Below are 11,817 nucleotides of genomic sequence, written 5' to 3'. Positions count from 1 at the left end.
CAGCTTGGTGTCGCGGGCGTCCACCTCGTGCTCCTCGATGTGGATCGAGGTGAGGACGTCGTCCTGGACGATGCGCTGGTTGAGGATGATCGCGTCCTCGTAGTTGTGGCCCTCCCACGGCATGAACGCCACGAGCAGATTTTTGCCGAGCGCCATCTCACCCTCGTCGGTGGACGGGCCGTCGGCGATGACCTGCCCGACCTCGACCCGGTCTCCCTCGTCGACGATCGGCTTCTGGTTGTAGCTCGTGCCCTGGTTGGACCGGGCGAACTTGGCCAGCCGGTACGTCTGGTGGGTGCCGTCGTCGGCCATCACCGTGATGTAGTCGGCCGACAGCTCGGTGACCACGCCGGCCTTGTCGGCGACGAGGACGTCAGCGGCGTCGACCGCAGCCCGCAACTCCATGCCGGTGCCGACAAGCGGCGCCTCCGACCGGAGCAGCGGAACGGCCTGGCGCTGCATGTTGGCACCCATGAGGGCGCGGTTGGCGTCGTCGTGCTCGAGGAAGGGGATCATCGCGGACGCGACCGACACCATCTGGCGCGGCGAGACGTCCATGTAGTCGACCTCGTCGGGCTCGATGAGGTCGACCTCGCCGCCCTTCTTGCGCACCAGCACCTTGGGCTCGGTGAAGTTGCCCTGGGCGTCGATGATCGCGTTCGCCTGCGCGATGACGTGCCGGTCCTCCTCGTCGGCCGACAGGTACTCGACCTCATCGGTGACCCGACCGTTGTCGACCCGGCGGTACGGCGTCTCGACGAAGCCGAACGCGTTCACCCGGCCGTAGGACGCGAGCGAGCCGATCAGGCCGATGTTCGGGCCTTCCGGGGTCTCGATCGGGCACATGCGGCCGTAGTGGCTCGGGTGGACGTCGCGGACCTCCATGCCGGCGCGGTCACGGGACAGACCACCCGGGCCCAGCGCGGACAGCCGGCGCTTGTGGGTCAGACCGGCGAGCGGGTTGGTCTGGTCCATGAACTGCGACAGCTGCGACGTGCCGAAGAACTCCTTGATGGAGGCGACGACAGGCCGGATGTTGATCAGGGTCTGCGGCGTGATCGCCTCGACGTCCTGCGTCGTCATGCGCTCGCGGACGACGCGCTCCATGCGGGACAGGCCGACGCGGATCTGGTTCTGGATCAGCTCGCCGACGGTGCGCAGGCGGCGGTTGCCGAAGTGATCGATGTCGTCGACCTCGTAGCCCTCTTCGCCGGCGTGCAGGCGGATGAGGTACTCAATGGTGCGGACGACGTCGTCCTCGGTCAGTGTGCCGTTCTCGATGGAGACGTCGTTGCCGAGCTTCTTGTTCACCTTGTAGCGGCCGACCTTCGCGAGGTCGTAGCGCTTCGGGTTGAAGAACAGGTTCTCGAGCAGCGCCTGCGCCGACTCGCGCGTCGGGGGCTCGCCCGGACGCAGCTTGCGGTAGATGTCGAGCAGGGCCTCGTCGGTGGTGCCGATGTGGTCCTTCTCGAGGGTGGCGAGCAGGGTCTCGGACCAGCCGAAGTGCTCGCGGATGCGCTCATCGGTCCAACCGAGCGCCTTCAGCAGCACGGTGACCGGCTGCCGGCGCTTGCGGTCGATCCGGACGCCGACCGTCGAGCGCTTGTCGACGTCGAACTCGAGCCAGGCACCGCGGCTGGGGATGACCTTGACGCCGTAGACGTCGACGTCGGAGGTCTTGTCCAGGGTGCGGTCGAAGTAGACGCCCGGGGACCGGACGAGCTGGCTGACCACGACGCGCTCGGTGCCGTTGATGATGAACGTGCCCTTGCGGGTCATCATCGGGAAGTCACCCATGAACACCGTCTGCGACTTGATCTCGCCGGTGGTGTTGTTGGTGAACTCGGCGGTCACGAACAGCGGCGCCGCGTAGGTCATGTCCTTGTCCTTGCACTCCTCGATGGACGCCTTGACGTCCTCGAAGCGCGGGTTGGAGAAGGACAGGCTCATCGACCCCGAGAAGTCCTCGATGGGCGAGAGTTCGGTCAGAATCTCCTCGAGACCCGAGTGACCACTGCCGTGGGTGGCCGCGGCCCGGGCCTGCCAGGCCTGGTTGCCGACGAGCCAGTCGAAAGATTCCGTCTGCAGAGCGAGGAGGTTCGGCACCTCCAGCGGCTCCCGGATTTTGGCGAAGGAGGTCCGGGGTGGTGCGCCCGGGATACCTGCCCTACCTGCGGTCTTTGTGGAACGTGACTTACCGGAGCGCGAGACTGCCAAGATGCGTCCTTCCAAGGACTTGAACCGAGCCGATCCGCACCGACCGCCCCTGACCGGCCCCGGAACTCCCGACGCGACCGGAACCCGGGCGCGGGAAAGTAGACCCTTGACGGGCCGAAGGCAGAAGAGGGCAGCGCAAAGAACGAGTCTAGCGCCCGCGGGCATGGCAAGCAACCACGCCTAAACCGTGCTCAGAAAGGGTGCCTCGAACAGCCCTCCGCGTCAAGCGTTGCCGGCCGGTGTCGGGCGCGGGTTGCGGCCGGAGCCGCGCCAAAGGGGTGCCGGAGGGGAGCTGAAAGGGTGCTGAAAGCTCAGGAAAGCGGGGTGGCGACGGTCTGCAGGCCCGACATCAGCCACTTGCCGTGCACCTTCTCCATCGTGACCTCGGCCGCGAACGGGTCGGTCCGCCCCTTGGGCTCGTTGCTGTTGGTGACGGAGAGCTGGCCGAAGACCAGCACCGTCCACTGCTTGCCGTGCGGGCTGACCGACTCGATCGCCCCACGGCTGATGTGGGCGGTCTGGACCGCCTTGAGCGGCCCGGCGTACTTCTTGATCACCGTGGTGATGGTCCGGTTGATCTGGCCGGTGAGCCGTCCGGTGGTGCACTGCTTGACGGCGGCCGAGTAGGCCGGCAGCTCGGTGTACTTGTAGGTGTTGGTTTTGACCGTGCAGGTCTTGGCTGCGGCGAGCATTTCTTCGCGGACGGAGTTACCGCTGGCTGTGCCCCACCAGACGCCGTGACTGAAGACGATCATGAGGACGGCCATGATCAGGGCGGCGGCCGTCAGCATTTCGGCCGGAAGCCAGCGCAGCCAGCCCGGGATGACGGGAACAACCGGCGGCGCGTCGGGGTCGGCCGGCGGAGCGGACGGGGCGCCCGCGCTCGGCGAGGACGCGGAACGGCCGGGCTCGCCGGTCTTTGCGGGCTTCCCGAGTGCCACCCCGGGGGCCGTCGGGTCCGGGCCGGCGGCGGGCGGCGGGGCCGGCCGGGGGCCCACCCGTCCTCCGATGCGCCGGGCGCGGGCGGCCGCCGAGGCCGCCGGCGGCGTCTTCGGGGCCGGGGAATCCGGCTCCTCGACCGTCTCCTTCTCCACGTCGCTCATTCGACCCCGACGTTCGTGACGTCGGAGGCGAGCCATTTCTTGCCCGAGCGGACCACCGTGACGGCCAGGGTCTGCTGCACCACCTGGGCCTTCGCGTTGGACTGGTAGCCATTGACGGTCACCAGCACCACATAGCCCTTCGTCTTGCCGGATCCGGCCGGGCCCTCGAGCGCCTTGTGGGTCACCTTGCCGATCAGGTCGAACTTGCCCTTGTTCATCGTGGCCAGGGTGACGTCCTTCTTGGCCTTCACGTCGCCCCGCAACGACCCGGTGGCGCCGGCCAGCGCCCGCTGGAAGTCGGCGTCGAAATGGGCCCTGCGGAAGGACAGCAGGTTGCTCATCTCGGTGCCGGCCGCCTCGACGGCGGCGTTCTCTTTCGCGGTGAGGTCTCCGACGACCTTGCCTTCGGCCGGCCGCAGGGCCACGAAGTAGGTCACCAGGAGGGCGACGAAGACCGCGCCCGCCACGGCGGCGACGATCCAAGGAGCGCGTCGGGACTCAGGCATGCGCTGGGAATCGCTCCGATCGCTGGATGTCCGGCCCCGGCGGGCCGAACGTTCGGCGTAGACAGTACGTGTCGCAGGCACGCTACGCCCGCGCTGTGGGAAGTCGGTAGGAATCAGTGCAGGGCGTCAGTGACCAGCCCAACCCAGGATCCGTCGCCCAGTGTCGCGGTGGTGGGCAGCGCGGGACCGAGCTTGAGGACGTTGTCGGTGACGACCCGCGGGTAGGCGTAGCCGCCGCCGGAGAGGCTGATCGGGTCCCCGCCGGGAACGTTGGCCGACCCGCGGACGTTCTTCGCGTTCGGCCCGGACGCCGGTGCGGTGCAGTGCGCGGTCACGTTCGGAGCGAGCGGGCCCGTCGCGCCGGGTAGGCGCCGGACCGTGCCGCTGTACCCCTCGCGGTCCACCTGCGGGTCGCCGCAGTCCTGCGGGTCGGGCGCCAACTGGAGCACGACGCCGAGCCAACCGGCCCGGTCGTGCAGCGCGGTCGGGCCGGCGGCCGCCAGGCCGGGATAGATCTCGAGGATCTGCTCGAGGCCGTCGAGGTGGCGCACCAGCAGGTCGCCGACCGTCGAGAGGTTGGCCAGAGTCACGCCCAGGTCGGTCCGGTTGTCGGTGATGAAGTCGTTGATGGTGTTCAGATCGGAAGGCCCCGTGTCGAACAGGTGCCGGATGTCGGGATCGCTGGCCTTCAGCTGCTGGGACAGCAGGTTCAGGCTGTGCGTCCAGATCTGCAGTGGCTCCTTCTGGTCCAGCTGTGTCTGCAGCACCGACGTCGACTGGTCGATCAGCGAGGTCGTCGCGTTGACGTTCTCCGGGGTACTGGCCGTCGCCAGCAGGGAGTCCGTCGCGTCGAGCAGCCGGCCGAGGTCGTCGCCACGGCCGGAAACCGCCTTTCCGAGCTCGTCCACCGTCGTGTGCAGGTCGTTCAGGTTCACCGACTTGACGAGTTGGTCGAGGTTGACCAGGAGCTTTTCGGTCGCCGTCGGGATGTGGTTGCGCGACATCGGGATGTTCGCGCCGGCCCGGACGAAGGGTCCCTTCCCGTTCGGCGGGACGAGGTCGACGTACTGCTCGCCGACCACCGATCGATTCGCGACGGTGGCCGCGGTGCTGGCCGGGATCTTCGGCGAGTCGCAGCTGTTGAGGTTCAGCTCGACCTCGACGCCGCCCTTGATCAGTTTGAGCGCCCCGACCTGGCCGACGGTCACGCCCCGGTAGGTCACCTCGGCGTTGGTGAAGATACCGCCGGAGTCCGGGAAGTCGGCGCTGATCGTGCAGCCGCTGTTGCCCGTCACGTACTTGGCGAGACCGACGTACTCCGCCCCGACGTAGGTCACCCCGAGCAGGGTGATGACGACGAACAGGATCAGCTTGACCTTGGTGCTGCGCAGCATCATGGCCGCATCACTTCCCCGCGCCGACGAGCATGGGCGGCAGCGGCGACGCCTTCTTGCTGCTCGGGGCGGTCGTCGAAGCCGTCTTGGAGTTCGCCGATCCCGGCAGGTTGCAGAAGATCGTGCCCAACGGCGGCGGCAGCGCGCCGCACAGCTGGTCGGTCAGGCTCAGGTTCAGCACGGCGTCGAGGTTCGCGTAGTCACCCTTGATGATCTGGCGGGTGATTCCCAGCGGGAACGGGAACGTGCCCATGATGCGCAGCGCCTTGGGGAAATCGGAGCCGGTCGCGGCCAGTCGGGTGATCACCGGGTCGAGCGCCTTTAGCGAGGCGACGAGGTCCTGCTGGGTCGCGTTGATGACGCGGGTGGCCACCGAGCCGAGCTTCGACAGGCTGGTCAAGAGCGTCACCAGCTGGTGCCGCTCCTGGCTGAGCACCTTCAACGCCTGCGGGAACGTGTCGAGGGCGTCGGTCAGCACCTGCTTCTGCCGGTTCAAGGTGGCGGCCAGCACGTCGATGCGGTCGAGCGCCGTCGTGATGTCGCTCTTCTGGTTGTCGAGGGTGCCGGTGAAGGTCGTCAGCTGGGTGATGAAGCTGCGCACCGCCTGCTGCCGCTCCGGCGAGCCGAGCGCCTTGTTCAGCTCGGTGGCGATGTTCCGGATCTGGCTCAGGCCGCCGTTGTTGAGCAACAGCGACAGCGCGCCGAGGACCTGCTCGACCTCGGGCGCCGACGTCGTGTCGACGAACTTGATCTCCGATCCGCCGCGCAGCCGGTTCGACGACGGGTTGCTGGCCGGCGGGATCAACGCGACGTACTTCTCACCGAGTAGCGAGGTCTGTTGAACCGACGCATGTGAGTTGGCCGGCAGGTCGACCGAACCGCGGACCTTCAGGTTCACCTTCGCGCACCACGTCTTGACCGTCGTGCCCGGCGTGCTGCAGTCGCTCAGCGCGATCGAGGTCACCTTGCCGACGGCGATGTCGTTGACCTTGACCGCGGACTGCGGCACGAGGTCCAGCACGTTCTGGAAGTAGGCGGTCACCGTGTACGGGTGGTTGCCGAGATCGGCGCCACCGGGAAGTGGCGCGCTGTAGAGCCCTTTGAACCCGCAGCCGGTCAGGGTGAGGCAGCCGGCCGCGAGGACGGCGGCGACGCGTCGGATCCTCATGAACCGCCCCCGATCAGGCCGGGGACGGTGACGCCCGGAACGGAGCCGAGACCCGAGCTCGCTCCGGTGGTCGAGGTGCCGGGCAGGGAGCCGACGTTGTTGCAGAGGCTCGGCAGGCCCAGCTTGCTGAGGTCGAGCAACCCGCAGATGAGCTTGGCCGGGTTGATGTTCCCGCTCGAGCCGCTGAACGAGGCCAGGTTGCTGCGGGTGGCGATGGCCCCGATGTCGGGCTGGTAGGCGTGCACGATGTTGGCCAGCGCGTACGGCGCTACCGCGAGCGTTTCGTTCAGGGACGCCTTCTGCTTCACCAGGATGTTGGTGATCTCCTCGAGACCCCGGATGTCGGTGTGGAAACGGCTCGCGTTCTGCTTGACGAACTTCGACACGTCGTCCAGGGCGAGCCCGAGACTCCTGAGAGCGGCACCGAGGTCCCCCCGCTCGGAGGCGAGGTCGCTGGCGACCTGGGCCAGCTGGGTGTTGAACAGCCTGATCTGCCCGTCACTCGACTTCAGCGTCTGGGTGAACTTCTGGAGGTTGCGGACGGTGGCAAACAGGTCGCCCTTCTGGTTCGCCAGCGTCTGGGCCGCTTGCGACAGCTTCGTGATGCTTTCGCCCAGCGCCGAGCCGTTGCCCCGGAGGTTGGCCGCCGAGACCTTCAGCAGGGCGCTCAGGGCGCCGTCCTTGTTCGCGCCCTTGGGCCCGAGGGCGACCGACAGCTTGTTGAGCGCCGCGTAGATGTCGTCGAGCTCGGCCGGGCCGCCGGTGTGGTCGACGTCGATCGTGGCGCCGGATTTCAGGAACTTGCCGTGGTCGCGCTTGGCGTCGTAGAGCGGGGTCAGCTGGATGTAGCGGTCGCTCACCAGCGAGTTCGCGACCTCGACCGCACCGGCGTTCGGGCCCAGCCTGTACTTCTTGCCGTAGTTCATCGTCACCTTGACGTAATCACCCTGCGGGTGGACGCCGGTGACGCTGCCGACGTTGACGCCGATGATGCGGACCGGGGTGCCGACGTAGATGCCGACGGCCGACGTGAAACGCGCGGTCACCGTCTTGTCCGACGAGCTGCGGAAGAACACGAAATAGGACCCGATCGCCACGATGGCCACGACGACGACGCCGATGATCAACCGGGTCATGTTGGCGGAGAGCTTGGCCATCAGCAGGCGTCCAGCTTCAGGGCGAGGCCGAGGACCCCGCACGGGCTGAGGTTCTGGATGTAGTTGTCGAACCAGTGCCCGTTGCCGACGGCGTTGTTGAACACCCGGTACAGCGGGCCGAGCAGCGCCACCCCGCGGTCAAGGCTGTCCTCGTTGTTGTGCAGCAGGGTGAGAATCTTGTCGAGGCTGTTGAGCAATGGCCCGATCGTCTTCTGGTTGTCGGCCACGAGACCGCGCAGCTGGTCGGACAGCACCTGGGTGTTGATCAGCAGCGAGTGGATGGCATCGCGGCGGTTGTTGAGTTCCTGCAGCAGCAGGTTGCCGTCACTGAGCAGCTTGGTCAGGTCCTGGTCGCGGGCCGCCAGCGTGCCGGTCACCTGGTTCGCGCGGCTCAACAGGTTGCGCAGGGCCGCGTCCCGGCTCGCGATCGTCGTGGACAGCCGGGCCAGGCCGGTGACCACCGGGCGCACGTCGTTCGGTGTGCCGGAGAAGTCCTGGGCCAGCGTGTTGAAGGCCTTGCTGAGGTTGGTCGTATTGATGTCCTCGATGGTGCCGCTCAGCTTGGTGAACGCCGGGTAGATGTCGAGCGGTGTCGTCGTTCTCGAGACCGGGATCGTCGTGCCGGCGTCCTGCTTCTTCTCGCCCATGGAGTTGATGCTCAGGTACTTGGCGCCGAGCAGCGTCTTGAGCTTGATGTCGACCGTGCTCTCGTTGCCGACGAACCCGTCCTTGACGGTGAAGGTGGCCTTGACGAGATTGCGCTTCGTGTCGATGGTGACGTCCTGCACCGTGCCGACCTTGATGCCGGCGATGCGGACGTTGTCGTTGGTCTTCAGGTTGGCCGACTCGGTGAAGTACGCGGAGTACGTCGTGCCGCCGCCGATCAGCGGCAGGCTGGCCGCGTTGAAGGCCCCATAGAGCAGGACCAGCAGGAAGACGAGGCCGATGGCCCCGATCGGCGTGGGGTTGCGCGAGCTGAAGGACTTGCCGATGCGCGGCGTCTTGCGCGTCTTCACCGGCGACGTGTCCTCGTCGCGGTGCTGCCCGCCGTCGCTGCTCATGATCCGCACCGCGCCGTGTCGCCGTTGGCCAAGTTGTGCAGCGGGATCTTCGTGTTGCCCGGCAGGGTCAGGATCCCGCTCAGCGAGCAGAGGTAGAAGTTGAACCACGAGCCGTAGCTGGTGGTCCGGATCAGGCCGGCCACCGTCGGCGGCAGCTGCTGCAGCACGAAGGTGATGGTGCTGCTGTTCGCGTTCAGGACGTCGACGAGGTCGGTGATGGTCTTGATGTCCTTGGCCAGCGGCGCGCGGACCTGGGTGAGCAGGCCGGCGGTCGAGGTGGCGAGGTTGTTGATGCCGTCGATGGCGTTGCCGATCGTGTTCCGGTCGGCGGCCAGGCCGCTGATGAACGTCCGCAGCTGGATGATGAGGTCGTTCAGCTCGGTGTCCCGGCTGCCGACCGCGCTGAGCACGCTGCTGAGGTTGTCGATGACGTCACCGATGACCTTGTCCTTGTCGGCCAGGGCGTTCGTCAGGTCGGCGACGTTGGCCAGCAGCGCCTCGAGCGCTCCGCCCTCGCCCTGAAGCGTCTGGATGACCTCGAGCGAGAGCTTGTTGATCTCCCGCGGGTCCAGGCCCTGGACGAGCGGCGCGAAGCCCTGGAAGAGCAACGTCAGGTCGACGGCGGGATGGGTGTGGTTGAGACCGATGGTGCCGCCGGACTTGAGGATGTCGTTCGGGTCACCGGTGCCCTGCTCGATGTCGATGTAGCGCTGGCCGACCAAGTTGCGGTAGCGCATGTTCGCGATCACCGACTTGGGCAGCGAGCGCGACTTGGACACGGTGAAGCTGACCTGCGCGAAGCTGACATTGTGCCGGTCGCGCTTGATCGCGATGTCCTCGACGGTGCCCACCCGCACACCCGCGATGCGCACGTCGTCACCGATCGAGAGCCCGGAGACCTCGGTGAAGTTCGCCTTGTACGACTTGGTGGCCCCGTAGGCCGAGTTGTCGATGGTCGCTGCGAGGACGTAGGTGGCGACGGCGGTGATCACCAGGAAGATCAGCAGCTTGATCAGCGGAGCGACGAAGCCTCTCACTTGACCACCACCTGCTGCCCACGGAGCAGGGGACCGGCGAGCAGCGTCGCGGCGCCGGGCACCTTGTTCGGTGTCGTTCCCATGTCGCCGGCCACGATCGAGTTGACCAGCGCGTTCTCCTCCGGGGAGCCGAGCGCACGGCTCGACGTGCTCGACGTCGCGGCGCTGCAGCCCCCGCTGGCGCCGGCGGCCGTGAAGGGCGCGCCGTCGTTGAGGCACTTGAACTTGTCCGGGATCTGGAAGCGGCCGTTGGCGTCAGTGGGCCCGACGTTGTTGGGCAATCCGAAGCAGTTCGGACCGATGCCGGTGATCGGCCGGGGTTCCTGGCCGGGCTTGTAGGCGCCCATGTTGTTGGCGTTGAGGGTCACGGTGAGGTGGATCCGGTGGTCGTAGATCGCCTGGCCGGCCAGGTCGTACAGATGGTTGATGCCGGCGAACAGGCAGCTGAACTCCGGCGAGTACTCGTCGAGCAGGTTGTAGATCTTGTTCGTCTGCCCGGTGATGCTGATCAGCCGCTGCTCGTTCTCCGACAGGAACTGTCGCAGCACGTTGGAGGCGTCGGTTCCCGACACCAGCAGGCTGTCGAGGCCCGAGCGGCGCTCGACCACCGTCTTCGCCGACGTCTGCAGGTTCTGCAGCGTGGAGAAGATGTCCGGCGCGAGGTCGTTGTACTCCAGCGACACCTGGCCCAGCTTGTCGAGATCGCCGACCAGCTGCTTCGTGTGCGGGTTCAAGATCTTGAGGTAGCGGTCGAAGTTGACCAGCGTCTGACCGAGCTTGTCGCCGCGGTTGTGCAGCGCCTCGGCCAGTCCGGTCAGGGTGGCGTTGAGGTCGGCCGGGTCGACGGCGGTGAGCAGCGGCAGGATGTCGCCGAGCACGCGTTGGGTCTCCAGGGCGCCCTTCGAGCGGTCTTGCGGGATCGTGTCGTGGGCCCGGATCGCGCGGACGCCGGAGGTCGGGTCGGCCGTGTCCTGCGGCGTCACCAGCGCGACGTACTGCTCGCCGAACAGCGTCTTCGGCAGGATCTGCGCCCGGACGTTTCTGGGGATGTCCTTCACCCGGCTCGGGTCCAGCGCGAGCGTGACGATCGCGCCGGAACCCTTCGAGTTCACCTTCTTCACCGAGCCGACGATGATGCCGCGTTCCTTCACGTCGGAGTCGATGATCAGCTGGTTGCCGGTGTGGTCGGCCCGCAGGGTCACGTCGACGGTGTCGGTGAACGCCTTGTTGTAGATGGCGACCGAAAGCCCTATGAGCGAGCCGACCACGATGATGAAGACGACGCCGAGAAGCCTGCGTTTGACGACGGTCGCGAGAGAGTCTCCAGCCATCTAGCCCGCCAACCTGACGCTGGTGGTCGAACCCCAGATGGCGAAGGACAGGAAGAAGTCGACGACGTTGATCGCCACGATGGCGAGCCGGACCGCGCGCCCGACGGCGACGCCGACGCCGGCCGGACCGCCGGATGCCGTGTAGCCGTAGTAACAGTGCGTCAGGATGATGACGACGGAGAAGATCAGGACCTTGAGGAAGGACCAGAGCACGTCCAGCGGCGGTAGGAACAGATGGAAGTAGTGCGAATAAGTGCCCGCTGAGTCGTGGTAGTAGTAGACGACGATCGCGTAGGACGCGAGGTAGGACGACAGCAGCCCGATGATGTAGAGCGGGATCACCGCGACGAACCCGGCCAGGATGCGGGTGGTCACGAGGAACGGCAGGCTCGGGACCGCCATCACCTCGAGTGCGTCGATCTCCTCACTGATGCGCATCGCGCCGAGCTGGGCGGTGAAGCCGCAGCCGACGGTCGCCGACAACGCCAGGCCGGCCACGATGGGCGCGATCTCGCGGGTGTTGAAGAACGCGGTGATGAAGCCGGAGTAGGACGAGACGCCGAGCTGGTCGAGGGCGGCGTAACCCTGCAGGCCGACCTCCGTCCCGGTGAAGAACGACATGAACGCGATGACGCCGACCGTGCCGCCGATGACCGCGAGTGACCCGCTGCCGAAGACGACCTCGGACAGGATCCGCAGCGTCTCCTTCTTGTACCGCCGGAAGGTGCGCGGCATCCAGCCGATGGCTCGCGCGTAGAAGGACATCTGCTCGCCGAGCTTGTCGAGCGCGCCGAGCGGGGCGTTGACCGCCTTGCGGGCGGTGGCGATGACGTCGGTTGCCAT

10 protein-coding genes are annotated in these 11,817 nt (G+C 67.0%); all 10 read right to left on the bottom strand.

Annotated elements, in window-relative coordinates; translation table 11 throughout:
• On the bottom strand, nt 1–2,217 hold a 2,217-nt coding region (gene rpoB, locus ABR571_RS14620), incomplete at its 3' end, for a DNA-directed RNA polymerase subunit beta (protein WP_409453935.1).
• A gap of 311 nt (nt 2,218–2,528) precedes the next feature.
• A complete protein-coding gene (locus tag ABR571_RS14615) occupies nt 2,529–3,320 on the bottom strand; it encodes a hypothetical protein (protein WP_409453934.1) in 792 nt (263 codons plus the stop codon).
• Nucleotides 3,317–3,826, bottom strand: a complete 510-nt coding sequence (locus ABR571_RS14610; RefSeq protein WP_409453933.1) for a hypothetical protein — start codon at nt 3,824–3,826, stop codon at nt 3,317–3,319. The genes ABR571_RS14615 and ABR571_RS14610 overlap by 4 nt, the downstream gene beginning before the upstream one ends.
• 113 nt (nt 3,827–3,939) lie before the next feature.
• On the bottom strand, nt 3,940–5,223 hold the full coding sequence (locus ABR571_RS14605) for an MCE family protein (RefSeq protein WP_409453932.1): 1,284 nt from the start codon (nt 5,221–5,223) through the stop codon (nt 3,940–3,942).
• A 7-nt stretch (nt 5,224–5,230) separates the two neighbouring features.
• Nucleotides 5,231–6,388: an MCE family protein gene (locus ABR571_RS14600; RefSeq protein WP_409453931.1), complete on the bottom strand. Its 1,158-nt coding sequence runs from the start codon at nt 6,386–6,388 to the stop codon at nt 5,231–5,233.
• A complete protein-coding gene (locus tag ABR571_RS14595) occupies nt 6,385–7,545 on the bottom strand; it encodes an MCE family protein (protein ID WP_409453930.1) in 1,161 nt (386 codons plus the stop codon). The genes ABR571_RS14600 and ABR571_RS14595 overlap by 4 nt, the downstream gene beginning before the upstream one ends.
• Nucleotides 7,545–8,606, bottom strand: coding sequence for an MCE family protein (locus tag ABR571_RS14590; RefSeq protein WP_409453929.1), 1,062 nt, complete (start codon nt 8,604–8,606; stop codon nt 7,545–7,547). Before ABR571_RS14590 ends, ABR571_RS14595 begins: the two co-directional genes overlap by 1 nt.
• Nucleotides 8,603–9,643: an MCE family protein gene (locus ABR571_RS14585; RefSeq protein WP_409453928.1), complete on the bottom strand. Its 1,041-nt coding sequence runs from the start codon at nt 9,641–9,643 to the stop codon at nt 8,603–8,605. Before ABR571_RS14585 ends, ABR571_RS14590 begins: the two co-directional genes overlap by 4 nt.
• On the bottom strand, nt 9,640–10,974 hold the full coding sequence (locus tag ABR571_RS14580; protein WP_409453927.1) for an MCE family protein: 1,335 nt from the start codon (nt 10,972–10,974) through the stop codon (nt 9,640–9,642). The genes ABR571_RS14585 and ABR571_RS14580 overlap by 4 nt, the downstream gene beginning before the upstream one ends.
• Nucleotides 10,975–11,817 carry an MlaE family ABC transporter permease gene (locus ABR571_RS14575; protein WP_409453926.1) on the bottom strand — a complete coding sequence of 281 codons (843 nt, stop codon included), beginning with the start codon at nt 11,815–11,817 and terminating at the stop codon, nt 10,975–10,977.

It is taken from the genome of Jatrophihabitans sp. (assembly GCF_046262535.1).
GTDB lineage: Bacteria > Actinomycetota > Actinomycetes > Mycobacteriales > Jatrophihabitantaceae > Jatrophihabitans.
Note: the sequence above shows the minus strand (reverse complement) of the source record. Positions and strands in the feature narration are given on the sequence as shown.